Genomic DNA, 24,171 nt, shown 5'->3' on the forward strand with positions numbered 1-24,171 from the left:
AGAGGAGTCTTGCGAGGGGCCTGGGAGGTGCATCCGGTTGCCTGGGTAAAGCAGGGCGGCGACTCCCCCTTGAAAAGAAGGGCCGGGCGACCGAAGCCGCGCCGCCCTTCCGAGGCTCGACGCAAATACCCGAAGCCCCCGCGCGGGATCACCGCACGGGGGCTTCGACTGACATCAGAGTTGCTTGTACTTGCCAGCGTCGTCCCACTCGTACATCACGTAGTCGGAGACTTTCAGGTCGCCCTTGGCATCGAATTCCTTCTTGCCCATGACGGTGGAGACCGGGTTGGCTTTCAGCCAGGCCGAAGCCTTGGCGCCTTCGGTGCTCTTGGCGCCGGCGAAGGCGGCGGCGATGGTCTGGATCGAGGCGTAGGAGTACAGGGTGTAGCCTTCCGGCTCATAGCCGTTGGCGCGGAATTTCTCGATGACGGCCTTGCCATCCGGGATCTGACGCGGGTCGGCGCCGAAGGTCATCAGCACGCCCTTGGCGTATTGCGCGCCACCCGCGGTGCCGACGAATTCGTCGGTGACGATGCCGTCGCCGGAAACGAACTTGGCGGTGACGCCCTGCTCGCGCATCTGGCGGACCAGCGGACCGGCTTCGGCGTGCAGACCACCGAAGTAGACGACTTCGGCGCCGGTGGAACGGATCTTGGTGACCAGGGCGTTGAAGTCTTTCTCGCCGCGGGTCAGACCTTCGTAGAGTACTTCCTTAACGCCGCGCTTGTTCAGCTCCATCTTGGTGGCGTCGGCCAGGCCCTGGCCGTAGGTGTCCTTGTCGTGGATGACCGCGACTTTCTTGGCTTTCAGGGTATCGACGATGTAGTCGCCGGCAACCACGCCCTGCTGGTCGTCACGACCGCACATGCGGAATTCGCCGGTCAGGCCGCGCTCGGTGACCTGCGGGTTGGTCGACGCCGGGGTAATCGAAATGATGCCTGCTTCGTCATAGACCTCGGAGGCCGGCATGGTCGAGGAGGAGCAGAAGTGACCGACCACGGCGACGGCCTTGTCGGAGTCGACCAGACGGTTGGCGACCGCTACGGCCTGTTTCGGCTCGCAAGCGTCGTCCGCCTTGACCAGCTTGATCTTCTCGCCGTTGATGCCACCGGCAGCGTTGATGTCGGCGACGGCTTGTTCAGCGCCACGCCACAGCTGCTCGCCGAACGCGGCGTTACCCCCGGTCATCGGACCGGCTACACCAATGACTACGTCTGCGTATGCAAAAGAGGAGAGGCTCATCGCGCTTGCAACAGCGAAAGCCAGAACACCTTTGTTGAAAGACTTGTGAGGCATGGAGTTGCTCCCTGAGGGGTTTGGATTGGCAGCTTGCAAGAGCAAGCCTTGTGCCATCCAGAAGAAACTCCGGCCGAACGGGAAGAAACAGAGGGTCTTGTCAAAAAATCAGAGGATTCGAAAAAAAAATTTAGTGGCCCTCTATTTCAATGCGCCTTTTTCGGGCAGATATGCGACAGGCTGCCCGGAAGGCTATTTTTACTTTCGGTAACGGCCACTTAGCGACGGGGAATCGCCCACCGCTGGTGCACCGAAAATACCCACCCGCACCATCGCTGGTCAGCCCTCCGAACACACTTAGATCACCACGCGCAGGCACTGCCCGGCGTGGTAGAGCGAAAATCCCAGTTCGTACATCCCGCTGCGCAACCGCGGCGCACTGACGGCGGGCGTGGAGCGGAACGGCATCGGCAACGCGGCGGCGTTCCCCGTGCACAGGTAATCGGCGAAGGCCTTGCCGACCACGCTGCCCGTGGTGACGCCACGACCGTTGTAGCCGGCCACCGCGAGCAGCCCCGGCGCCGGCTCGAAGAGGCGCATCAGGTGATCCGGGGTGAAGTCGATGCAACCGGTCCAGGTGTATTCCCAATCGACCGCCGGCAGGTAGGGAAAGTAGTGCTTCTGGATGCGCCGGGCCCAGGCGCGCAGGAACCACGCCGGCTTGCGCGTGCCGTTGCCGAGGCTACCGAGCAACAGGCGACCGTCGGCGTCGCGGCGGATGCTGCTGAGCACCTGGCGGGTGTCCCAGGAGCCCTGGCCGCCCGGCAGGATGCGCGCCGCTTCCTCACCGTGCAGCGGCGTCGAAGCGACCTGGTAGTAGAAGCCGGGAAAGAAATGCCGCTGCACCTCGCTCCATTCGCCTTCGGTGTAGGCGCTAGACGCGATCACGACCTGCTCGGCGAGCACCGCCCCGGCCTCGCTGCGCACCACCCACTGCGCGCCCTGGCGTTCCAGCCGGGCCACTGGAGAATGCTCGAACAGCTCGCCGCCCAGTTGCTGCACCGCATTCGCCAGCCCGACCGTGTAGGCCATCGGATTGAGCGTGCCGGCGCGACGATCAAGCAGCGCGCCGGCGATCCGCTCGGTACCGGTGGCGCGTACGCAGACCTGCCCGGTGAGCAGCTCGACCGGCGCGCCACGGCGCTGCCACTGCTCGCAGCGACTGCGCAGGTTGGCCAGCCCGGCGGCGTTGTGCGCCATGTGTAGGGTGCCCTCGCGGCGCAGCTGGCAATCGATGGCGTAGCGATCGACCAGCGAGAACACCAGCGCGGGCGCCGCGCCCAGCGTCTGGTTCAGTTGCTGGCCGACGGCGAGGCCGAGGCCGGCTTCGATCTCGTCCGGGGCGATCCACATGCCCGCGTTGACCAGCCCGACGTTGCGCCCCGAACCGCCATGACCCACTTCATGGGCCTCGAGGATGCACACCCGCTTGCCGCGCTCGAGCAGGTGCAGCGCCGCCGACAGCCCGGTGATACCGGCGCCGATCACGCACACGTCGGCCTTGTGTTCCCCCGCCAGCGCCGCCGCACGCGGCCGCTTCGGGGTCAGCGCTTCCCACAGACATTCCTGGCGCAGCATGGTCATGTCCGACACTCCTTTCCTTAGGCTCCCCAGCGAGCCGATGCCCGGCAGATCCTGAAACGCCGCCTGTTCAGTCGAAGGTAATGCCCTGCGCCAGCGGCAGTTCGCGCGAGTAGTTCACCGTATTGGTCTGCCGACGCATGTAGGCGCGCCAGGCATCGGAGCCGGACTCGCGGCCGCCGCCGGTTTCCTTCTCGCCGCCGAAGGCGCCGCCGATCTCCGCGCCACTCGGGCCGATGTTGACGTTGGCGATGCCGCAATCGCTGCCGGTCGCGGACATGAACTGCTCCGCCTCGCGCACGTCGTTGGTGAACACGCAGGAGGAGAGCCCCTGCGGCACCGAATTGTTTAGCTGCAGCGCCTGCTCGAAGTCGCTGTAGCCGATGACGTAGAGGATCGGCGCGAAGGTCTCGCCGCGCACCACGTCGCTCTGCTCGGGCATCTCGACGATGGCTGGCGACACGTAGAACGCCTCGGGGAACTGCTCGGCCAGTTGGCGCTCGCCGCCAAACACCTTGCCGCCCTCGCCGCGCGCCTGGCTCAGCGCGCCCTGCATCGCCTCGAAGGCCTGCCGGTCGATCAGCGGACCGACCAGATTGCCCTGCAGCGGATGGCCGATGCGCACCTTGGCGTAGGCTGCCTTCAGCCGGGCGACGATCTCCTCCTTCACCGATTCGTGGGCAATCAGCCGGCGCAGCGTGGTGCAACGCTGCCCGGCGGTGCCCACGGCGCTGAACAGGATCGCCCGCACGGCCAGGTCGAGGTCGGCGCTGGGCGCGAGGATCATCGCGTTGTTGCCGCCCAGCTCGAGGATGCTGCGGGCGAAACGGGCGGCGACCCTGGGCGCCACGTCGCGCCCCATGCGCGTGCTGCCGGTCGCGCTGACCAGCGCCACGCGCGGGTCCTCGACCAGCGCTTCGCCGGCGCTGCGATCGCCGATCAGCACCTGGTTGAGGTACTCGGGCGCGCCGTCGAAACCGGCGACCACCTTGTCGAACAGCGCCTGGCAGGCCAGCGCGGTGAGCGGGGTCTTCTCCGACGGCTTCCAGATCACCGGGTTGCCGCAGACCAGCGCCAGTGCGGCATTCCACGCCCACACCGCGACCGGGAAGTTGAAGGCGCTGATCACCGCGACCACCCCCAGCGGCTGCCAGCTCTCGCGCATGTGATGGCCGGGACGTTCCGAGGCGATGGTCAGGCCATACAGCTGACGCGACAGGCCGACGGCGAAGTCGCAGATGTCGATCATTTCCTGCACTTCGCCCAGCCCTTCCTGGGTGATCTTGCCGGCCTCCCAGGACACCAGTTCGCCGAGGTCGGCCTTGTGCGCCCGCAGCGCCTCGCCAAACTGCCGCACCAGCTCGCCGCGACGCGGCGCCGGCACCGAGCGCCACGCCTGGAACGCCCGCTCGGCGCGCCCGACCGCCTGCTCGACATCGGCGGCGCCCTGCAGCGCGACGCTGCCGATACGGCTGCCGTCGATGGGCGTGTGCACGGCGAGATCGCCCTGCTGGATCAGCTGCGGGGAAAGCCCCAGACGGTCGAACAATGGGCCGAGCATGCGAACTCCTGAAAATCGGTGACGAGGGATGCCTTATTAATAGCGGCTACCAGGCGTGCCAACAAACGAGCATTGTTCCAGTTATCATTCCATTCGCTCATGCAAAGACCCCTCCACCCGAGGCCGCCATGCTCAACAAACGCAACCTGCCCTCGCTCACCGCGCTGCAATGCTTCGAGGCGGCGGCGCGGCACCTGTCCTTCACCCGCGCCGCCGAGGAACTGAGCCTGACGCAGAGCGCGGTGAGCAAGCAGGTCGCCCAGCTCGAGGAGCAGATCCAGCATCTGCTGCTGCGCCGCGTGCGCCGTCGCCTGCAACTGACCCCGGCGGGCTCGCTGTACCTGGACGAGGTACGCAAGATCCTCACCCAGATCGAAATGTCGACCCATTACCTGCGCTCCTACGGCGGCGAGACCGAGGTGCTGCGCGTTTGCGCGCCGCCGACCTTCGCCGCGCGCTGGCTGATTCCGCGACTCAAGGGCTGGCGCCTGGAATACCCGCAGATCCACCTCGACCTGCGCCAGGAGCGCGAGCCGGACGACCTGATCCAGGGCCGCAGCGACCTGGCGTTCTATTTCGGCCAGGGTGCACGGCCGGGCGCCGAATGCGTGCGTCTGTTCGACGAGGAGATGCTGCCGGTATGCGCGCCGAGGCTGCTGCCCGAACAGCCGCTGGAAGACCCGACCCAGCTCGCCGACTTCGTCCTGCTGCAGAACACCGGCCGCCCCGAAGCCTGGCACGACTGGTTCCTCGGCCAGGGCCTGCATACCGAACACAGTTATCACGGGCCGCGCTTCGACAGCTTCTACATGTGCATCCGCGCCGCCCAGGTCGGCTGCGGCGTGGCCCTGCTGCCGCGCTTCCTGGTCGAGGAGGAGCTCGCCGAAGGCAAGCTTGTGGTCGCCTGGGACCACGCGATGAGCAGCCACAACGCCTACTACCTGGCCTACGCGGAGCAGGTGGCCGAAGTGCCGAAGGTGCGCGACTTCGTGCGCTGGATGCTCGCGCGGCTCTGAACTCAGCAGGAAAAAAGGGAATGACCGCCCTCCCGGCGCCCACTCGGACGAAACGCCGGGCATGAAAAAGGCCGCTCGGAAGCGGCCTTCTTTCGATCGATGGACGACTCAGTCGACCAGGGTGACCGTGCCCTTCATCATCGCGACGTGGCCCGGGAACGAGCAGAAGAACGCGTAGTCGGTGCCGGCAGCCAGCTTGGAGACATCGAAGGTCACGGAGTCGCTTTCGCCACCGCCGATCACTTTGGTGTGGGCGATGACGCGGTCGTCGCCTTCCTTGATGTAGTTCTTGTCGAGGCCGGCGGACATGCCGTCGGTGGCGACCGGCTGCTCGTTGGCGGCGGAGGTCAGCACCCAGTTGTGGCCCATCACGTTCTTCGGCAGCTTGCCGACGTGTTTCAGGTTCACCGTGAACTGCTTGCAGCTCTTGCTGATCTGAACGGCCTTGGTGTTGAAGGTCATCTGGTCGGTGGCCTCGATATCGACTTTGCATTCGGCGGCAAAGACCGGGGCGCTGGCGACGGCGAGCAGGGTTGCGATTGCGAGTTTGCGGATCATCTTGCCTCCTGGGCAGTAGGGCATTGGCAGTGAGTCATCCCGTCAAGACTGCCAGAGCAGTGGCTTCTTACACAGCACCTGCGGCGCCGTGTCGCAAAGACGCCGTGCCGCAGCATGACGTCGAGGCCGGCGATGGTCCTGGCTTCGTGGGCCGGGATATCGCTGACACCGCGCACCCGGAATCCGCATGTCGGACTATCGGGTTGATACAGATTCTCAACGAGTGGGGCATACCCTGACCTTATAGGATGAGACCGTCAACGCCACTTTAGGAGAGCAATGATGTATCTCAACGAATTACTGCGCGCGGTACTGGCGGCCTATGCCTGTGGTGCCAGCGGCATCAGCCCCGACACCGAACGACTCGTCTGAAAGCATGGCCGCGCCCGGCGCGGGCCGTTACTCTGTGTGCCTGAATGACCACGGAGTAGATGATGTCGTTGCGTTCCGTTTGCGTGTTCTGCGGTGCCAGCACGGGCCGGGATCCTGTTTACCGCGAGGCCGCCGAGCGCCTCGGCGAAGAGATCGCCCGACGCGGCATGACGCTGGTGTACGGCGGTGGCGCGGTGGGCCTGATGGGTATCGTCGCCGATGCCACGCTCAGGGCCGGCGGCGAAGTCATCGGCATCATTCCGCAAAGCCTGCGTGACGCGGAGATCGGCCATCCCGGCCTCACCCGCCTGGAAGTGGTCGACGGCATGCACGCGCGCAAGGCGCGCATGGCCGAACTCTCCGACGCCTTCATCGCCCTGCCGGGCGGGCTCGGCACCCTGGAGGAACTCTTCGAGGTGTGGACCTGGGGCCAGCTCGGCTATCACGCCAAACCCCTCGGCCTGTTCGAGGTGATGGGGTTCTACGGCAAGCTCGGCGCATTTCTCGATCACCTGATGAACGAAGGCTTCGTCCGTCCGCCGCATCGCGAGATGCTGCAGCTGAGCGACTCCGCCTCCGGCCTGCTCGATCTGCTGGACGCCTGGCGGCCCACCGTGGTGCCCAAGTGGGAAGACCGCGAGCCACGCTGACGGCCTACGCCCATACCTGAACGCCCCCATTCACGGCTCCGAGAACCGCATGTCCGTCTGGAAAAACCGAATCGCGCGCCTGGTCGGCCTGGTCACCGAACTGTTGCGACGCTACCCGCGTGCAATCGCGGTGTTCGGCTTCGTCTCCGGCCTGGCCAGCTTCCTGCTGGTCGACCGACAAGCCAGCCTGGCCAAGCTGATCGCCGTGACCATGCTGGTCAGCTGGCTCTGGCTGGTGCTCGAAAGCACGCTGCGCCGCTGCACCGCGCGCTGGTTCGGCTTCGACCTGCCGCCGCCGCTGCTGCGCTATGCGACGCAGATGATCCACCAGGAGAGCCTGTTCTTCGTCCTGCCGTTCTTCTTCATCACCACGACCTGGAACAGCGGCCAGGCGCTGTTCACCGGCCTGCTCGGCGCCGCGGCGCTGGCCTCGATCACCGACCCGCTGTACTACAAGGGGCTGGCCGCGCGGCGCTGGGTATTCATGTCGTTCCACAGCCTGACGCTGTTCGCCGTGCTGCTCACCGCGCTGCCGATCATCCTTCACCTGAGCACGCCGCAGGCCTACGTCTGGTCGCTCGGGGTGGCCGCGGTGCTGTCGTTCCCGAGCCTGATCGGCAGCCTCAAGCTGGCCGGCTGGCGGCGTTGGCTGATCTCGCTGGCGCTGATGCTGGTGCTCGGCGCGGTGGGCTGGCAAGCGCGGCTGTGGGTGCCGCCGTCGACCCTCTGGCTGGGCGAAGTGGCGGTCACCGAGCAGTTCGACGACCTTTCCCGCAAGCCCGGCGTCAGCGTGGAAAGCATCAGCGCCGCGCAACTCAAGAGCCAGGGTCTCTACGCCTTCACCCGGATCAACGCGCCGCGCGGACTGAAGGAGCGCATCTATCACGTCTGGCAGCACGACGGACAGATCGTCGACCGCATCGCCCTCGACATCCACGGCGGCGGCAAGGAAGGCTACCGCTCGTGGACGCACAAGCAGAACTTCCCCGACGACGTGGTCGGCGACTGGCAGGTGCAGGTCGTCACCGAGGCCGGGCAGATGATCGGCGTGCTGCGCTTCGAGGTCACGCCCTAGGCCCTGCCCGCGCGTTCGATGCGCGGATAAAACCCTCGCAGCGCGGCGAGGTCAAAACTGCCGAGGCGCGAACGGGCGCATGACGGCGGGAGCGGTGCATGGAGTGGTGGCAGATCATCAGCGCGACGGTCGCCGAAGAGTTTTCCGACCTGCCGGACCTTGCCGAAACCACGCGCCTGGTGCTGCGCCTGGGCCTCGCCGCCCTGCTCGGCGGTGCGCTGGGCTATGAGCGCGCCGCCAAGGGCAAGGCCGCCGGCGTGCGCACGCACATGCTGGTGTCGCTCGGCGCCGCGCTGTTCGTGCTCGCCCCGCACATGTCCGGGGCCGAGCAGGATGCCCTGAGTCGGGTCATCCAGGGCATCGCCGCGGGCGTCGGCTTCCTCGGCGCGGGCACCATCATCAAGGGCAACAGCGTCCACGAAGTGCACGGCCTGACCACCGCAGCCGGCATCTGGCTGACCGCCGCCATCGGCATCGCCGTGGGTATGGGCCGCGAAGCCACGGCGGTGCTCAGCACCCTGCTCGCCCTGGTCATCTTCTTCGTCATTCCCAAGGTTTCACCGAACGACTCGGACGACGAGACCCACCCACGAGAACGACTCCCCTGAACCCCGGAGATGCGATGAACCGCCTACCCACCCTGCCGCTCACCCTTGCCCTCTGCGTCGCGCTGGTCGGCTGCGAGAAGGCCACGCTGCCGATCGCCGACAGCTACGGCCCGCAGCCCCGGCTGCCCGAGCCCGCTTCCAGCCTCCTGCCGACGGTGAACATCGCCAAGGCGCGTGGCTGGGCCGAGGGCCAGACGCCGGTCGCCGCCCAGGGCCTGCAGGTGCAGGCGTTCGCCCAGGGCCTGGAGCACCCGCGCACGCTGCTGGTGCTGCCCAACGGCGACATCCTGGTCGCGGAAACCGACGCGCCGCCGAAACCGGACGACGGCAGCGGCGTGAAGGCCTGGCTGACCAAGAAGGCCATGCAGCGCGCCGGCTCTGGGCTGGGCAGCGCCAACCGCATCACCCTGCTGCGCGATGCCGACGGCGACGGCGTCGCCGAAGTCAAAAGCGCCTACATCGAGGGCCTCAATTCGCCGTTCGGCATGGCGCTGGTGGGCAACACCCTGTACGTCGCCAATACCGACGCCGTGCTGAGCTTCCCCTACCGCGAGGGCGCGCTGCGCATCGACGAGCCGGGGAAAAAGATCGTCGACCTGCCGGCCGGCAGCATCAACCACCACTGGACCAAGGACCTGGTCGCCAGCCGCGATGGTTCGCTGCTCTACGTCAGCGTCGGCTCCAACAGCAACGTCGCCGAGAACGGCATCGACGCCGAGCGCGACCGCGCCGGCATCCTCGAGGTCGACCCGGTCCGCGGCACCTCGCGGCTGTTCGCCGCCGGGCTGCGCAACCCGAACGGCCTGGCCTGGCAGCCGGAAAGCGGCGAGCTGTGGGTGGCGGTGAACGAGCGCGACGAGATCGGCAGCGACCTGGTGCCCGACTACATGACCTCGGTGAAGAGCGGCGGTTTCTACGGCTGGCCCTACAGCTACTACGGCCAGCACGTGGACAGCCGTGTCCAGCCCCCGCGCCCCGACCTGGTGGCCAAGGCCATCGTTCCCGACTACGCGCTGGGCGCCCACACCGCCTCGCTGGGCCTGACCTTCTATCAGGGCGACCTGCTCAAGCGCTACAGCGGTGGCGCCTTCGTCGGCCAGCACGGCTCCTGGAACCGCGAGCCACGCAGTGGCTACAAGGTGGTCTACGTGCCCTTCGCCAACGGTCGCCCGGCCGGCCCACCGGAAGACGTGCTGAGCGGATTCCTCAGTGACGACGGCGAAGCCCTCGGCCGCCCGGTGGGCGTGGCGACGGACAAGCGGGGCGCGCTGCTGGTGGCCGACGACGTCGGCGATACGGTGTGGCGGGTGACGCCACAGACGCCGCAGTGAGGCGACGCTCCCGGGCGCTACTCGCGCTCGGGAGCCACGGCCACCTCGCCGGCCGGGGTGACGGTGACCTGCACGTCGGGGTCGTGGCTGCCGCCACCGAGGATCACCCCGCGCAGCGGCGACACGTCGGAGAAGTCGCGCCCCCAGGCCAGGGTGATGTGCTCCAGGCCCGGTTGCACGTTGTTGGTCGGGTCGAAATCCACCCAGCCCTGTCGCGGGCAGTACACCGACACCCAGGCATGCGAGGCATCGGCGCCGATCAGCCGTGGCTGGCCGGGCGGCGGCTGGGTCAGCAGGTAACCGCTGACATAGCGCGCCGCCAGGCCGCGCGAGCGCAGGCAGGCGATCATCAGGTGGGCGAAGTCCTGGCAGACCCCGCGGCGCTTCTCCAGCACCTCAAGCAGCGGCGTCGCCACCTGGGTGGCGGTGGCATCGAAGGTGAACTCGCGGAAGATCTTCTGCATCAGCGCCTGGACGCCCTGCAGCAGCGGGCGGCCCGGGGTGAAACAGTCCTCGGCGTAATCGACGAAGGAATACTTGAGGCGAACCGCCGGCGACTCGAAGCGGAAGCGGCTGGCTTCCAGCACCTCGGCCGACAGCGGCGCGCCGCTGTAGGAGAGCGCGGCGCTGGCGTCCTCCCAGGGCGGCGACTGCAGGGGATCGAGCAGCGGCCGGGCGAGAATCTCCACGTCCAGGCGCGCCTCGACGCGCAGCGCCTCGTGGGGCCGCTCGAAGGCCAGGCGGGTCAGCGGGTTGCCGAAGATGTCCAGCTCGTCGCGGCGCTGCGTCGGCGCCGGCTCGACGTTCAGTTCGCGGACGATGCAGCGCTGCCAGGCGCAGTCGCGCGGCCACAGGTGCGCCAGCTGTTTGGCCAGCGACACCGCGGTGGCGTATTGGTAATGGGTGTCGTGGATGACCTGGTAGCGCGCACTCATGAGGACACCGTCTGCTGGCTGGCGTCGACGTGGGCGAAGAAGCGCAACGCCAGGCGATCCGAAAGCTGTCCGGCGGCCTCGCCGACCGCGCGCAGCAACTGGCTCAGGCCGTTGAGCACGGCGCGCTTGCCGGCCTCACCGAACAGCGCGTTTTCCAGGGTGCCGAGGTCGACCAGGCGCAGTCGGTCGGTGAGCAGCGCCAGGGTCAGCTCGTTCTGGCTGCCGAACTGCTCGCCGAGGTGGTCCAGCGCCTTCTCCAGTTCGAGCAGCTGGAACAGCGCGGCGTGCGGGTTCTGCTCGTCCAGCAGCAGCAGGTCGAGCACCGGGATCAGCTGCGGCGCGGCCTGGTAGCGCGAGCGGTAGGTGATGGTGCTGTTGCCCAGCTCGAGGAGCCACTCCAGCGCCGCCTGGTCCTGCACGGCCTCGCCGTCGAGGAACCCGGCGATGGCTTCGGCGAGGAACTGCAGGCGTTCGATGCGCCGGCCGATCATCAGGAAACGCCAGCCGTCGTCGCGGGTCATGTCGTCGAGGGCGAAGCCGGACAGCGCCGACAGCGACATCAGCAGGCGGTTGAGGAAGTCCAGCAGCTCGCCGAGATCGGCCTCCTCGCGCTCCAGGGTCTGCGCCTCGCGCTGGATTTCCATCAGCGCCAGCCAGTTCTCCCGCGACAGCCGCCCGCGCACCTGTGACGCGGTCCAGTTCAGCCGCTGCAGGTTGGCGCGCAGGCTGTAGATCCAGTCCTCGCCGAGCAGGGCGACGAACAGCCGTTCTTCCAGCGTGCCCTCCTCCTCGTCCGGCAGCACGCCGAGGTCCTCCGCCAGTTGCAGCGCGGTCGCCAGCGCCATGGGCTCGTCGTCGTCACCGACATAGCGCGACAGCACCACGCGCAGCAGGCGGGTCAGGTCGTCGCAGCGCTCGGCGTAACGGCCGAACCAGAACAGGTTCTCGACGATCCGCGAGGGCAGGTGCGGGTCGCGGCGGACCACGTCGTGCACGCCCAGCGGACGCGGGCGTGGCGCCTCGCCCAGCGCGGCGTGGCCGGCCAGCACCCAGGTATCCTTGCTGCCACCGCCGCTCTGCATGGCCACCACCTGGGCGCCGGATTCGGCGGAAACGCGGGTCAGCCCGCCCGGCATCACCCGGTAGCCGTCGGCGCTGGCGACCGCGTAGACGCGCATGCCGATCGCCCGCGACTGCATATGCTCGTCCTGCCAGACCGGCGCCTGCGACAGCTGTGCGACCTCCTGCGCCACGTAGGCGTAGGGCCGCGCGCGGATGCGCCGGGTCAGGTTGGCCAGCCCGGCGGCGTCGAGGTCGTGACCGAACTGCGGGACGAAGCTCTGCGAGGGGAAGGCCGGCATCACCAGCAGGTCGGCGAGTTTCTCCAGCGCCTGCTCCAGCACCGGCGCCTCGCCGCACCACCAAGTGGCGATGGACGGTAGCAGCAGTTCCTCGCCGAACAGCTTCTCCTGGATCTTCGGCAGGAAGCCGAGCAGCCCGGGCGACTCCAGCACACCGCTGCCCAGTGCGTTGGCCACCAGCACGCGGCCCTGGCGCACCGCTTCGAGCAGGCCGGGCACGCCGAGCGCGGAGTCGGTCCGCAGTTCCAGCGGGTCGCAGAAGTCGTCGTCCAGGCGCCGCAACACGGCGTGCACGCGCTGCAGGCCGCCCAGGGTCTTCAGGTACAGGGTGGCGTTGCGCACCGTCAGGTCGCTGCCCTCCACCAGCGGAAAGCCCAGGTGGCGCGCCAGGTAGAGGTGCTCGAAATAGGTTTCGTTGAAACGGCCCGGGGTCAGCAGCACCACCATCGGCGTTTCGTTGTCCTCGCGCGGCGCCTGCTGGACCAGCGTTTCACGCAGGGTACGAAAGTAGCTGCTCAGGTGCTGCACGCGCAGTTCGCGGAACAGGTCCGGGAAGGTGCGCGAGATGATCTGCCGGTTCTCCAGCGCGTAGCCGGCGCCGGAGGGCGTCTGCGTGCGGTCGGCGATCACCCACCAGCGCCCGTCCGGCGCGCGGCGCAGGTCCACGGCATAGCTGTGCAGGTAGGTGCCGCCCGGCGGACGGATGCCCTGGCACGGCCACAGGAAGTTGTTGTGGCCGAACACCAACTCGGTCGGCAGCAGGCCGTCGGCGAGCAGTTGCTGGGGGCCGTAGATGTCGGCGAGCACGCTGTCGAGCAGGCGCGCGCGCTGGGCGACGCCGGCGGCGATGCCCTGCCACTCCTCGGCGCTGATCAGGTTCGGCAGCAGGTCCAGCGCCCAGGGCCGATCGGTGCCCTTGGGGTCGGCATAGACGTTGTAGGTGACGCCGTTCTCGAGAATCTGCCGATCGAGCAGTGCCTGGCGCTGTTCCAGCTGCGCCGGGCTGCTGCGCTCGAGGTGCTGGTAGAGCTTGTCCCAGTGCGGGCGAACCCGGCCGCTCGCATCGAGCATTTCGTGATAGGCCCGCGGGGTGGGCGGGCAATCGGCAAGCAAGTCGGGCATCAGTGGCTCGATAGACAGTTAATCAGGGCCGATCATGGCCGCGCTCGAATCCCGCAGGCTGAACCTGCGCGGCGCGGCTCTGGTTCACACGCGGCGCAGGTCCAGGGTCATCGGCAACTCGTCCGAGACAACCGGGCGCGGCGGCGCCAGCTTGCCTGGGGTGTGGCCGAAGCGGAAGAAACGCGCCAGGCGCCGGCTCTCGGCTTCATTGGAATTGACCGGCAGGGTCTCGTAATTGCGCCCGCCAGGATGGGCGACATGATACTGGCAACCGCCCAGCGAGCGCTGCATCCAGGTATCGAAGAGGTCGAAAACCAGCGGCGCGTGCACCGGGATGTTCGGCTGCAGGCTGTTCGCCGGCTGCCAGGCGCGATAGCGCACGCCGCCGACGAACTCGCCGACCTTGCCGGTGGCGCGCAACGGCACGCTGGCGCCGTTGCAGGTGAGGATGTAGCGGTCCGGCGGCAGGCCGCTGAGCTTGACCTGCATGCGCTCCAGTGACGAATCCACGTAGCGCACCGTGCCGCCCACTGCGCCCTCTTCGCCCAGCACGTGCCAGGGTTCGAGCGCCTGGCGCAGCTCCAGGTCGATGCCCTGCACCACGTAGTCGCCGTAGCGCGGGAAGCGGAACTCGAAGTGCGCGGCGAACCATTCGCTGCGCAGCGGGTAGCCGGCCTGGTTGAGCTCGGCGATCACGTCGGCGAAATCCTGCTCGACGAAATGCGGCAGCAGGAAACGGTCGTGCAGCTCGGTGCCCCAGCGCGCCAGGCGCAGGGGCGCATAGGGTTCGTTCCAGAACCGCGCCACCAGCGCACGCAGCAGCAACTGCTGGGTCAGGCTCATGCGCGCATGCGGCGGCATCTCGAAGGCGCGCAGTTCGAGCAGGCCGAGGCGCCCGGTGGCGCCGTCCGGCGAGTACAGCTTGTCGATGCAGAATTCGGAGCGGTGGGTGTTGCCGGTGACATCCACCAGCAGGTTGCGCAGCAGGCGGTCGACCAGCCACGGCGGGCATTCCGCGCCCGGCTCGGGCATCTGCGCGAAGGCGATTTCCAGCTCGTACAGCGAGTCGTTGCGCGCCTCGTCAACGCGCGGCGCCTGCGACGTCGGGCCGATGAACAGCCCGGAGAACAGGTACGACAGCGACGGGTGGTTGTGCCAGTAGCTGATCAGGCTGCGCAGCAGGTCCGGGCGCCGGAGAAACGGCGAATCCGCCGGGGTCGCGCCGCCGAGGACGAAGTGGTTGCCACCGCCGGTGCCGGTGTGGCGACCGTCGACCATGAATTTCTCGCTGGTCAGGCGCGTCTGCCGTGCCGCTTCGTAGAGGAACTCGGTGCGTTCGGCCAGCTCTTCCCAGTTCGCCGACGGCTGGATGTTCACCTCGATCACGCCCGGATCGGGGGTGACGCGGAAGTTGGTCAGGCGCGGATCGCTGGGCGGCTCGTAGCCTTCCATGAGGATCGGGCAACGCAGCTCGCGGGCGGTGGTCTCGATCGCCGCGACCAGTTCGAGGTAATCCTCGAGACGCTCCAGCGGCGGCATGAACAGGTACAGGCGGCCGTCACGCGGCTCGGCGCACAGCGCGGTGCGGACGATCTGGTGGGCGGACTCGTTGAGCTTCGGCGGCGGCGTCGGGTCCTCGGCCTTGGCGGCTTTCTGCGGGAACAGCGGCGTCTTCACCCGGCCCTGGATTTCCAGGCGCGGCGGCAGCTCGGCGAAGAACTGGTTGGGATCGCGCGGACGCACGAAGGGGTAGTCGGCCTCGCGCACCCAGGGCTGCGAATCCAGCGGCAGGCGATAGCCCATAGCCGAGTCGCCGGGAATCAGCCGGCAGTGTTCGTCGCGCAGGAACCAGGAGCCGGTAATCCACTCCTCGCCTTTCTCGCTGCGCGCCAGCGGCAGGACGTGGCCGACGACTTCGCCGACACCGCGGCAGAACACCTTGCGCAGGCGTTCGCGCTCCTGGGCATCCGCCAGGCGCGAGTCTTCCGGGGTGACGTTGAGCGGCAGCTTGCGCTCGCGCCAGAGGTAGTAGAGCCAATCCTCGAAGGCCGGGAACGCGTGCTCGCCGGACAACCCCAGGTGCCCGGCCAGGGTGGAGAGAAAACGCGCGGCAAGGCGCGCATCGGCGCCGTAGTAGCGGGTTTCATCGGCGTAGAGCGCCGGGTCCTGCCAGATCGGCTCGCCGTCGCGGCGCCAGAAGCAGTTCAGCGACCAGCGCGGCAGTTGCTCGCCCGGATACCACTTGCCCTGGCCGAAGTGCACCAGCGCGTCCGGCGCGTAGTGCTCGCGCAGGCGATGGAACAGTTCGGCCGCCAGCCGGCGCTTGTTCGGGCCGAGCGCGGCGGTGTTCCATTCGGCATCGTCGGGGTAATCGAGAGCGACGAAGGTCGGCTCGCCGCCCATGGTCAGGCGCACGTCGTCGCGCTTGAGGTCGACGTCGATCTTCCGCCCGAGGCGGTCGATGGCCGTCCACTGCTCGTCGCTGTAGGGCTTGGTGACGCGCGGCGCTTCCCAGATGCGCTCGATGCGCATGTCGTGGCTGAACTCGACCTCGGACTTCTCCACCGCGCCGCTGATCGGCGCCGCGGACGATGGCTCGGGGCTGCAGGCCAGCGGGATGTGGCCTTCGCCGGCGAACAGGCCGCTGGTGGCGTCCAGGCCGATCCAGCCGGCGCCCGGCAGGTAGACCTCGCACCAGGCGTGCAGGTCGGTGAAGTCGACATCGGTGCCGCTCGGGCCGTCGAGGGATTTGACGTCGGCGGTGAGCTGGATCAGATAACCCGAGACGAAGCGCGCGGCGAGGCCCAGGTGACGCAACAGCTGCACCAGCAGCCAGGCCGAGTCGCGGCAGGAACCGGCGGCGCTGACCAGGGTTTCCTCGGGCGTCTGCACGCCGGGCTCCATGCGGATCAGGTAGCGGATGTCCTTCGACAGGCGCTGGTTGAGCGCGACGAGGAAGTCCACGCTGGGCGTCGCGGTGCGGTCGATGCCGGCGAGGTAGGCCTCGAACTTCGGCGTCAGCGGCAGTTGCACCAGGTAGGGCGCCAGCTCGCGTTTCTCCTCGCCGGTGTACGCGAAGGGAATCTTCTCGGCGTAGGGCTCGAGGAAGAAATCGAAGGGGTTGAACACCGCCATCTCGGCGACCAGGTCGACCTCGACCTTGAATTCGCGGGTTTTCTCGGGGAACACCAGGCGTGCCAGGTAGTTGCCCTGAGGGTCCTGCTGCCAGTTGATGAAATGGGTTTCCGGCAGGACTTTGAGCGAGTAGGAGAGAATGCGTGTACGGCTGTGGGGCGCCGGGCGCAAACGCACGATCTGGGCGCCGAGCTCGACCAGGCGGTCGTAGCGATAGTGGGTTACGTGGTGCAAAGCGACATGGATCGACACGACGAGCCTCCTGCGGGCCTGGGCGATGACTTGCGACGCGCAAGACCCATGCCAGCCAATCGGGCCCGTGCAGGGAGCGGTCTACGCCCGCCGGCACCATGAGGGAGCACGGGCCGCCGGCGCATGCGCGACACGGTCAAGGATGGGGCATCGACCGCCCTGCGGCAAGCTGACCCGGCGGCGGAGGCGGTTGCTGCAAGGAAAACAGGCCCGGGACGTCTCGGTAAAGCGGGGGATACACCGAGGACCGCTGCTGGAAGGATTCACCAAGAGGTAGATCCCGGAACAAGCGCCACGCGGCGCTCACCGGGACGCAACACCCGTCAGCGCGGTGCCACCGGGCGCGCCGGCTTCTTGCCCTTGCCCCGGGGTGGCGCACCGCTGGCGCGATCCGCCTGACGCCGCGCCTGGGCGGCCGCCTTGGCCTCCTCGCGCTTGTCCCACGGCTTGCTGCCGTCGCTGCCGCGCGGCGGCAGGCCGGTATGCTGGGTGAGGATCTTCTGTTCCTTGGCGACCTTGTGGCTACCGGCCGGCGTCGAGTTCTTGCGCCGCGCACTCTGGTAGCCGTCGGTCGCCGGCTGGTGCAGGGGAATCAACTGATGCTTGCCCGGCCCGATCAGATCGGCGCGGCCCATGCGCGTCAGCGCTTCACGCAGCATCGGCCAGCCCTTCGGGTCGTGATAGCGCAGGAAGGCCTTGTGCAGGCGGCGCTGCTCCTCGCTCTTGACGATGGTGACCCCCTCGCTCTTGTAGGTCACCTTGCGCAGCGGGTTCTTGCCCGAGTGGTACATCGCGGTGGCCGATGCCATCGGCGATGGATAGAACGCCTGCACCTGGTCGGCACGGAAGCCGTTGCCCTTGAGCCACAGGGCCAGGTTCATCATGTCTTCGTCGGTAGTGCCCGGGTGCGCCGCGATGAAGTACGGGATCAGGTACTGCTCCTTGCCCGCCTCCTTGGAGTACTTCTCGAACATGCGCTTGAAGCGGTCGTAGCTGCCGATGCCCGGCTTCATCATCTGATTGAGCGGACCTTCCTCGGTGTGCTCCGGGGCGATCTTCAGGTAGCCACCGACGTGGTGGGTGACCAGCTCCTTGACGTACTCCGGCGACTCGACCGCCAGGTCGTAACGCAGGCCGGAAGCGATGAGGATCTTCTTCACGCCGGGCAACGCGCGGGCGCTGCGGTACAGCTGGATCAGCGAGGAATGGTCGGTGTTCAGGTTCGGGCAGATGCCGGGGAACACGCAGGACGGCTTGCGGCACGCGGATTCGATCTCCGGGCTCTTGCAGGCGATGCGGTACATGTTCGCGGTCGGTCCGCCGAGGTCGGAAATCACCCCGGTGAAGCCCGGCACCTTGTCGCGGATCTCCTCGATCTCGCGAATGATCGACTCCTCGGAACGGTTCTGGATGATCCGGCCTTCGTGCTCGGTGATCGAGCAGAAGGTGCAGCCGCCGAAGCAGCCCCGCATGATGTTCACCGAGAAACGGATCATCTCGTAGGCCGGGATCTTCTCCTTGCCATACGCAGGGTGCGGCACGCGCTGGTAGGGCATGCCGAACACGTAGTCCATTTCCTCGGTGCTCATCGGAATGGGCGGCGGGTTGAACCAGACGTCGACCTCACCATGCTTCTGCACCAGCGCACGGGCGTTGCCCGGGTTGGTTTCCAGATGCAGCACGCGGTTGGCGTGGGCGTAGAGCACGGCGTCGCTGCGCACCTTCTCGAAGGACGGCAGGCGGATCACGGTCTTGTCGCGGGTCAGCTTCGGGCTCGGCAGCAACTGCACGACCTTGGCTTCGTTGGGGTCCTCGAGCCGCCCTGAGCCGGCCGCACCTAAGCCGGCCGCACCTTTCTCCTGCTCGATGGCGCAGGCGGCGGTATCCTGGGTGTTGACGTACGGGTTGATGATCTTGTCGATCTTGCCCGGACGGTCGATGCGCGTGGAATCGATCTCGTACCAGCCGGCGGGCGTGTCGCGGCGGACGAAGGCGGTGCCGCGGATGTCGGTGATGTCCTCGATCTTCTGCCCGAACGACAGGCGCTGGGCGATCTCCACCACCGCGCGCTCGGCGTTGCCGTAGAGCAGGATATCGGCGCAGGCATCGATCAGGATCGAATGACGAACCCGGTCCTGCCAGTAGTCGTAATGCGCGATGCGACGCAGCGAGGCCTCGATACCGCCGAGCACGATCGGTACGTGCTTGTAGGCCTCCTTGCAGCGCTGGCTGTAGACCAGGCTGGCGCGGTCCGGGCGCTTGCCGGCCAGGCCGCCCGGCGTGTAGGCGTCGTCGGAGCGGATTTTCTTGTCGGCGGTGTAGCGGTTGATCATCGAATCCATGTTGCCGGCGGCGACGCCGAAGAACAGGTTCGGCTCGCCGAGCTTCATGAAATCGTCTTTCGACTGCCAGTCCGGCTGCGCGATGATGCCGACGCGGAAGCCTTGCGACTCCAGCAGGCGTCCGATGATGGCCATGCCGAAGGACGGGTGATCGACATAGGCATCGCCGGTGACGATGATGATGTCGCAACTGTCCCAGCCGAGCTGATCCATTTCCTGGCGACTCATCGGCAGGAAGGGCGCGGGGCCGAAACACTCGGCCCAGTACTTGGGATAGTCGAACAACGGCTTGGCGGCTTGCATCGTCAGGGGACCGGCTGAATTTCACGGCCGCGGAATATAGCACAAAAAATGAACAAGTCCGACCGTGCAGCAGGGTCTTTCCCGACCGGGTCTTTCCCGACCGGACGCCTGCCATCGGACGATGGGCTGTGCTTATATTCAGCCGACAGGGACGCACCAGACGTCCAATCCACCAGGGAGCGCTTGGATGCGTGCAATGATCTTCCTCGCCGTACTGTTCGCGCTGGGCGCGGTGCAGGCGGCACCGGTACTGATCAATCAGGATGACAGTGGACGAACGCTCAACGGGCAGATCGAACTGCTCGAAGATGTCGGCGGCCGATTGAGTATCGCCGACCTCGCCGACCCGGCCGTGCAGGCGCGCTTCCAGCCCGCCGACGGCAAGGCCAGCGTCGGCCAGAGCCGCAATCCCTGGTGGATCAAGGTCAGCCTGCAGCGCGGTGCCGATGCCCCGGCGCAGTGGTGGCTGGAGGTCGGCTCGGTGACGCTGCTCGACCTGCGGCTGTACCTGCCGGGCGAGGACGGCGGCTGGCACACGCGCCAGTCCGGCGAACGGGTCAGCTTCGCCGAAGGCCGCGACCATCCCTACCGGCGCATGCTGTTCGCCCTGCCGGCGCTGGGCGAGCAGCCGCTGACGTTCTACCTGCGCAGCTTCGACCCGGCCGGCAACTCCTTCCCCCTGAAAATCTGGCAACTGGGCGACCTCGACCAGTTCGCCGCCCAGGAAAACCTCTACCTCGGGGTGATCTACGGAATCATCCTGGCGCTGCTGCTGTACAACCTGTTCATCTTCCTCAGCCTGCGCGACGCCGCCTATTTCTGGTACGTGACGACCACCGCCGGCGCGCTGCTGATGATCCTCGGCATGAGCGGGCACGGCTTCCAGTACCTCTGGCCGGATTCGCCGGTGCCCTTCTGGCTGGATCGCATCAGCATTCCGGCGCTCTGGGGCTTCGGCGCCTGCCGCTTCACCCAGAACCTGCTGCAGACCCGCCAGCACGTGCGCTGGGCCCATCGTCTGCTGGATCTGTCCTGCGCGCTCTACGTGATCGCCGTGATCCTCGACGGCCTCGGCTGGCGCGGCTTCGGCGCCTGGCTGTTCGTCGTGCTGGCGCTGACCAGCATCCCCGGCGCGCTCTGGTCAGCGCTGGTGCGCGGCCGCCAGGGCTACTTCCCGGCGTACCTCTACCTGTGCGGCTACGGCGTGATCCTCGCCAGCGTCGGCCTGTTGCTACTACGCGCCACCGGCGTGGTGCAGCCCTCGGCGTGGAACGCCTACGTGTTCCCCCTGGCGGTGGCGGCCGAATCGATCCTGTTTTCCTTCGCCCTGGCTTACCGCATCCAGATGCTCAAGCAGGACAAGGCGCTCGCCCTGGAGCAGGCCGACCGCGAGAAGACCGCGCGCCTGGCGCAGATCCAGGCCAGCGCCGCCGAGCTGCAGCGGGCGGTGAAGCAGCGCACCGCGGAACTGGCGGCGAGCAACCAGCGCCTCTCGCAACGCGAGCAGGAACTGGAGCTGGCGGCCTTCCACGATCCGCTCACCGAGCTGCCGAATCGCCGCCATCTGATCGAGCGGGTTGACAACGCCATGGCCAACGCCATCCGTCGCGGCGAAAGCTTCGCCTTGATGCTGATCGACCTCGATCACTTCAAGCCGATCAACGACCGCCACGGCCACGACGCCGGCGACATGATGCTGCGCACCATCGCCGCCCGTCTTCGCGAGAGCGTGCGCGGCCTCGACAGCGTGGCGCGGCTGGGCGGCGACGAATTCGCCGTGCTGATCTGCGGACCGGATGCGGAAAGCCACGCGAAGATGATCGCCGACCGCCTGCTGAAGAAGCTCTCGCAGCCGGTGGCCTACGCCAGCTATCACCTGTGGGTGACGGTGAGCATCGGCGTGGCGTTCTATCCGCGCCACGCCACCCACTTCGCCAGCCTTTACCAGGCGGCCGACTCGGCGCTCTACGAAGTCAAACGCGGTGGCCGCTCGGCGGCGGCCGTCAGTGGCGGCGAGGAGTGGCCGGCCGGCCCGGCGGACGCCGGAGCCTAGGAACGGTAGCGGCGCGGCACGCGGGCGGTGACCTTGGTCAGCAGCTCGTAGCCGACCGTGCCGCAGGCCAGCGCGATCTCGTCCACCGGCAATTGCGCGCCCCACAGTTCGACGGCATCGCCGACGCCGGCCTCCGGCAGGTCCGTCAGGTCGACCATCAGCAGGTCCATGCACACGCGTCCCGCCAGCGGCGCGCGCTGGCCGCGGATGATCGCCGGCGTGCCGGCCGGTGCGTTGCGCGGATAGCCATCGGCGTATCCGCAGCTCACCGTGCCGATGCGCGAGGGCCGCGCAGCCACCCAGCCAGCGCCGTAGCCGACACTTTCACCGGCCGCCACGTCGCGCACCGCGATCAGCTGCGCATTCAGGCTCATCGCTGGCTTGAGCCCCAGCTCGGCGGCGGAAAGCTCGGCGAACGGCGTGGCGCCGTAGAGCATGATCCCGGGGCGAATCCAGTCCATGTGCGCGGCCGGCAGGGTCATCACGGCCGCCGAGTTGGCCAGACTGCGCTGGGCGAAATCCAGGTCGAGCAGCCCGAGGAACTGCTCCAGCTGCGCCTCGGTGAGCGGATGGTTGCGCTCGTCGGAACAGGCGAAGTGGCTCATCAGGTTGAGTTCGGCGACCTGATCGGCCTGGGCCAGGCGCGGATGCCAGGCGCGCAGCGCATCGGCGTCGAAACCCAGGCGGTGCATGCCCGAATCCAGCTTCAGCCAGACGTTGAGCGGCGCCGGCAGGCGACTGGCGAGCAGCGCCTCGGCCTGCTCGACGCCCTGCACCACCACGTCGATGCGCAGCCGTGCGGCAACGGCGTACTCGCCCGCCTCGAAGCAGCCCTCGAGCAACAGGATGCGCGCGCCGTCGTGCATCGCGCGGACCTCGGCGCCTTCCTCCAGGCTGGCCACGGCGAAACCGTCGGCCTCGTCGTGCAGCGCGGTGACCACCTCACGCACGCCGTGTCCGTAGGCATTCGCCTTGACCACCGCGAACACCTGGCGACCGGGCGCGCAGCGCTTGGCGAAGGCGTGGTTGTGGCGAACGGCGGCCAGGTCGATCTGGGCGAACAGCGGACGCATGCTGGATATCCTGGAAGGAAAACGGGAGCGCCATGGTAGCGCCACGGCGCAGGTTTTCATTGATCGGCGGCGATGGCCGCCGCGACGGACGCGAACTTACTCGTCGTCGAACTGGTAGCTGCCCGGCGCGAGGTTCTCGAAGCGCGAGTACTTACCGAGGAAGGCCAGCCGCGTGGTGCCGATCGGACCGTTACGCTGCTTGCCGATGATGATTTCGGCGACGCCCTTGAACTCGGTTTCCGGGTGATACACCTCGTCCCGGTAGACGAACATGATGATGTCGGCATCCTGCTCGATGGCGCCGGATTCACGCAGGTCGGAGTTGATCGGGCGCTTGTTCGGGCGTTGCTCCAGGCCACGGTTGAGCTGCGACAGGGCGACCACCGGGCAGTTGAATTCCTTGGCCAGGGCCTTCAGCGAGCGCGAGATTTCGGATATCTCGTTGACCCGGCTGTCGCCGCTGGAACCGGGAATCTGCATGAGCTGCAGGTAGTCGACCATGATCAGGCCGATCTCGCCATGCTCGCGCGCCAGGCGCCGGCTGCGCGCGCGCATCTCCGACGGGCTGATGCCGGCGGTGTCGTCGATGAACAGCTTGCGGTCGTTGAGCAGGTTGACCGCCGAGGTCAAGCGCGGCCAGTCGTCGTCATCCAGCCGGCCTGCACGCACCTTGGTCTGGTCGATGCGGCCGAGGGAAGCCAGCATACGAATCACGATGGACTCGGAAGGCATCTCCAGGGAGAACACCAGGATCGCCTTGTCGCTGCGCATCAGCGCGTTTTCCACCAGGTTCATCGCGAAGGTGGTCTTGCCCATCGACGGACGGCCGGCAACGATGATCAGGTCGGCCGGCTGCAGGCCGCTGGTCTGTGCATCCAGATCGTTGAAGCCGGTGGACAGGCCGGTGATCGCGTCGCCGTTGTTGAACAGCGAGTCGATGCGATCGATGGCCTTGACCAGGATGTCGTTGATCCCGACCGGCCCGCCGGTCTTCGGCCGCGCCTCGGCGATCTGGAAGATCAGCCGCTCGGCCTCGTCGAGAATCTCCTCGCCCGTGCGTCCCTGGGGGGCGTAGGCGCTGTCGGCGATTTCGGAGCTGATGCCGATCAGCTGACGCAGCGTGGCGCGTTCGCGAATGATCTGCGCGTAGGCCTTGATGTTGGCCACCGACGGCGTGTTCTTCGCCAACTCGCCAAGATAGGCCAGGCCGCCGACCTGGCTGAGCTGGCCTTCCTTGTCCAGCTGCTCGGAAAGGGTCACCACGTCGAACGGCGAGTTGCGCTCCGCCAGCTTGAAGATCGCCCGGAAGATCAGCCGGTGGTCATGCCGGTAGAAGTCGCCATCGGAGACCTGATCGAGCACGCGCTCCCACGCATTGTTGTCTAGCATCAGACCGCCAAGCACGGCCTGTTCGGCCTCGATGGAATGGGGCGGCACCTTGAGTGCGGCGGTTTCCAGGTCGTATTGCTGCGGGATGCTGATGTCGTTCATAGGAGTCGGCGGCGATTCGAGACGAGCGATGGATTTAGCGGCGCGATCGATGATCA

16 protein-coding genes are annotated in these 24,171 nt (G+C 67.4%); 6 read left to right on the plus strand and 10 right to left on the minus strand.

The window, feature by feature from the left end; all coding sequences use genetic code 11:
- Positions 1-174: 174 nt before the first annotated feature.
- The 3 genes from BLV15_RS00850 to amaB all read right to left on the minus strand — a co-directional run bounded on the left by BLV15_RS00850 (position 175) and on the right by amaB (position 4,438).
- The gene (locus BLV15_RS00850; protein ID WP_090223795.1) at positions 175-1,296 is read right to left on the minus strand and encodes a branched-chain amino acid ABC transporter substrate-binding protein; all 1,122 of its coding nucleotides are present in this window, start codon (positions 1,294-1,296) and stop codon (positions 175-177) included.
- A 297-nt stretch (positions 1,297-1,593) separates the two neighbouring features.
- Complete coding sequence (gene amaA, locus BLV15_RS00855; protein WP_090223796.1) at positions 1,594-2,880, minus strand: L-pipecolate oxidase; 1,287 nt, start codon at positions 2,878-2,880, stop codon at positions 1,594-1,596.
- A gap of 67 nt (positions 2,881-2,947) precedes the next feature.
- The gene (amaB, locus tag BLV15_RS00860) at positions 2,948-4,438 is read right to left on the minus strand and encodes an L-piperidine-6-carboxylate dehydrogenase (RefSeq protein ID WP_090223798.1); all 1,491 of its coding nucleotides are present in this window, start codon (positions 4,436-4,438) and stop codon (positions 2,948-2,950) included.
- Between the two features lie 128 nt (positions 4,439-4,566).
- Between amaB and gcvA the strand changes: the two genes are divergently transcribed.
- Complete coding sequence (gene gcvA / locus BLV15_RS00865) at positions 4,567-5,454, plus strand: transcriptional regulator GcvA (RefSeq protein WP_090223799.1); 888 nt, start codon at positions 4,567-4,569, stop codon at positions 5,452-5,454.
- Positions 5,455-5,562: 108 nt separating this feature from the next.
- On the opposite strand, the gene azu is transcribed toward gcvA, so the two are convergent.
- A complete protein-coding gene (azu, locus tag BLV15_RS00870; protein ID WP_090223801.1) occupies positions 5,563-6,012 on the minus strand; it encodes an azurin in 450 nt (149 codons plus the stop codon).
- Positions 6,013-6,446: 434 nt separating this feature from the next.
- Here azu and BLV15_RS00875 point away from each other — a divergent pair, with 434 nt between their 5' ends.
- The 4 genes from BLV15_RS00875 (at position 6,447) to BLV15_RS00890 (ending at position 10,048) form a co-directional block, all read left to right on the plus strand.
- Positions 6,447-7,034, plus strand: a complete 588-nt coding sequence (locus tag BLV15_RS00875) for a cytokinin riboside 5'-monophosphate phosphoribohydrolase (protein ID WP_090223803.1) — start codon at positions 6,447-6,449, stop codon at positions 7,032-7,034.
- A gap of 49 nt (positions 7,035-7,083) precedes the next feature.
- Positions 7,084-8,109 (plus strand): DUF5924 family protein, encoded by a 1,026-nt coding sequence (locus BLV15_RS00880; protein ID WP_090223804.1) that lies wholly within the window; start codon positions 7,084-7,086, stop codon positions 8,107-8,109.
- Between the two features lie 98 nt (positions 8,110-8,207).
- Positions 8,208-8,717 carry an MgtC/SapB family protein gene (locus tag BLV15_RS00885; protein WP_090223806.1) on the plus strand — a complete coding sequence of 170 codons (510 nt, stop codon included), beginning with the start codon at positions 8,208-8,210 and terminating at the stop codon, positions 8,715-8,717.
- Positions 8,718-8,731: 14 nt separating this feature from the next.
- Entirely contained in the window at positions 8,732-10,048 is a 1,317-nt protein-coding gene (locus BLV15_RS00890) for a PQQ-dependent sugar dehydrogenase (RefSeq protein WP_090223807.1), read from the plus strand.
- A 17-nt stretch (positions 10,049-10,065) separates the two neighbouring features.
- Here the strand turns inward: BLV15_RS00890 and BLV15_RS00895 are convergent, their stop codons facing one another.
- The 4 genes from BLV15_RS00895 to BLV15_RS00910 form a co-directional block, all read right to left on the minus strand.
- Positions 10,066-10,983 (minus strand): transglutaminase family protein, encoded by a 918-nt coding sequence (locus BLV15_RS00895; RefSeq protein ID WP_090223809.1) that lies wholly within the window; start codon positions 10,981-10,983, stop codon positions 10,066-10,068.
- The gene (locus BLV15_RS00900; RefSeq protein WP_090223811.1) at positions 10,980-13,466 is read right to left on the minus strand and encodes a circularly permuted type 2 ATP-grasp protein; all 2,487 of its coding nucleotides are present in this window, start codon (positions 13,464-13,466) and stop codon (positions 10,980-10,982) included. The genes BLV15_RS00895 and BLV15_RS00900 overlap by 4 nt, the downstream gene beginning before the upstream one ends.
- 84 nt (positions 13,467-13,550) lie before the next feature.
- Complete coding sequence (locus BLV15_RS00905; protein ID WP_090223812.1) at positions 13,551-16,853, minus strand: transglutaminase family protein; 3,303 nt, start codon at positions 16,851-16,853, stop codon at positions 13,551-13,553.
- 323 nt (positions 16,854-17,176) lie between these two features.
- Complete coding sequence (locus BLV15_RS00910; protein WP_090223814.1) at positions 17,177-19,498, minus strand: YgiQ family radical SAM protein; 2,322 nt, start codon at positions 19,496-19,498, stop codon at positions 17,177-17,179.
- A gap of 187 nt (positions 19,499-19,685) precedes the next feature.
- Here BLV15_RS00910 and BLV15_RS00915 point away from each other — a divergent pair, with 187 nt between their 5' ends.
- Complete coding sequence (locus BLV15_RS00915) at positions 19,686-21,551, plus strand: diguanylate cyclase (protein ID WP_090223815.1); 1,866 nt, start codon at positions 19,686-19,688, stop codon at positions 21,549-21,551.
- Here BLV15_RS00915 and alr read toward each other — a convergent pair.
- Positions 21,548-22,624: an alanine racemase gene (alr, locus tag BLV15_RS00920; RefSeq protein WP_090223817.1), complete on the minus strand. Its 1,077-nt coding sequence runs from the start codon at positions 22,622-22,624 to the stop codon at positions 21,548-21,550. The two genes, BLV15_RS00915 and alr, sit on opposite strands and share 4 nt — an antisense overlap.
- Positions 22,625-22,720: 96 nt before the next feature.
- On the minus strand, positions 22,721-24,115 hold the full coding sequence (dnaB, locus tag BLV15_RS00925) for a replicative DNA helicase (RefSeq protein WP_090223819.1): 1,395 nt from the start codon (positions 24,113-24,115) through the stop codon (positions 22,721-22,723).
- Positions 24,116-24,171 lie beyond the last annotated feature (56 nt).

Origin of the sequence: Pseudomonas kuykendallii (genome assembly GCF_900106975.1) — a bacterium.
Lineage (GTDB): Bacteria > Pseudomonadota > Gammaproteobacteria > Pseudomonadales > Pseudomonadaceae > Pseudomonas_O > Pseudomonas_O kuykendallii.

Excerpts from the sequence above, each read along its gene's own strand:
- BLV15_RS00850 (WP_090223795.1), bottom strand. The coding sequence starts at position 1,296 with ATGCCTCACAAGTCTTTCAACAAAGGTGTTCTGGCTTTCGCTGTTGCA.
- amaA (WP_090223796.1), bottom strand. The coding sequence starts at position 2,880 with ATGACCATGCTGCGCCAGGAATGTCTGTGGGAAGCGCTGACCCCGAAG.
- amaB (WP_090223798.1), bottom strand. The coding sequence starts at position 4,438 with ATGCTCGGCCCATTGTTCGACCGTCTGGGGCTTTCCCCGCAGCTGATC.
- gcvA (WP_090223799.1), top strand. The coding sequence starts at position 4,567 with ATGCTCAACAAACGCAACCTGCCCTCGCTCACCGCGCTGCAATGCTTC.
- azu (WP_090223801.1), bottom strand. The coding sequence starts at position 6,012 with ATGATCCGCAAACTCGCAATCGCAACCCTGCTCGCCGTCGCCAGCGCC.
- BLV15_RS00875 (WP_090223803.1), top strand. The coding sequence starts at position 6,447 with ATGTCGTTGCGTTCCGTTTGCGTGTTCTGCGGTGCCAGCACGGGCCGG.
- BLV15_RS00880 (WP_090223804.1), top strand. The coding sequence starts at position 7,084 with ATGTCCGTCTGGAAAAACCGAATCGCGCGCCTGGTCGGCCTGGTCACC.
- BLV15_RS00885 (WP_090223806.1), top strand. The coding sequence starts at position 8,208 with ATGGAGTGGTGGCAGATCATCAGCGCGACGGTCGCCGAAGAGTTTTCC.
- BLV15_RS00890 (WP_090223807.1), top strand. The coding sequence starts at position 8,732 with ATGAACCGCCTACCCACCCTGCCGCTCACCCTTGCCCTCTGCGTCGCG.
- BLV15_RS00895 (WP_090223809.1), bottom strand. The coding sequence starts at position 10,983 with ATGAGTGCGCGCTACCAGGTCATCCACGACACCCATTACCAATACGCC.
- BLV15_RS00900 (WP_090223811.1), bottom strand. The coding sequence starts at position 13,466 with ATGCCCGACTTGCTTGCCGATTGCCCGCCCACCCCGCGGGCCTATCAC.
- BLV15_RS00910 (WP_090223814.1), bottom strand. The coding sequence starts at position 19,498 with ATGCAAGCCGCCAAGCCGTTGTTCGACTATCCCAAGTACTGGGCCGAG.
- BLV15_RS00915 (WP_090223815.1), top strand. The coding sequence starts at position 19,686 with ATGCGTGCAATGATCTTCCTCGCCGTACTGTTCGCGCTGGGCGCGGTG.
- alr (WP_090223817.1), bottom strand. The coding sequence starts at position 22,624 with ATGCGTCCGCTGTTCGCCCAGATCGACCTGGCCGCCGTTCGCCACAAC.
- dnaB (WP_090223819.1), bottom strand. The coding sequence starts at position 24,115 with ATGAACGACATCAGCATCCCGCAGCAATACGACCTGGAAACCGCCGCA.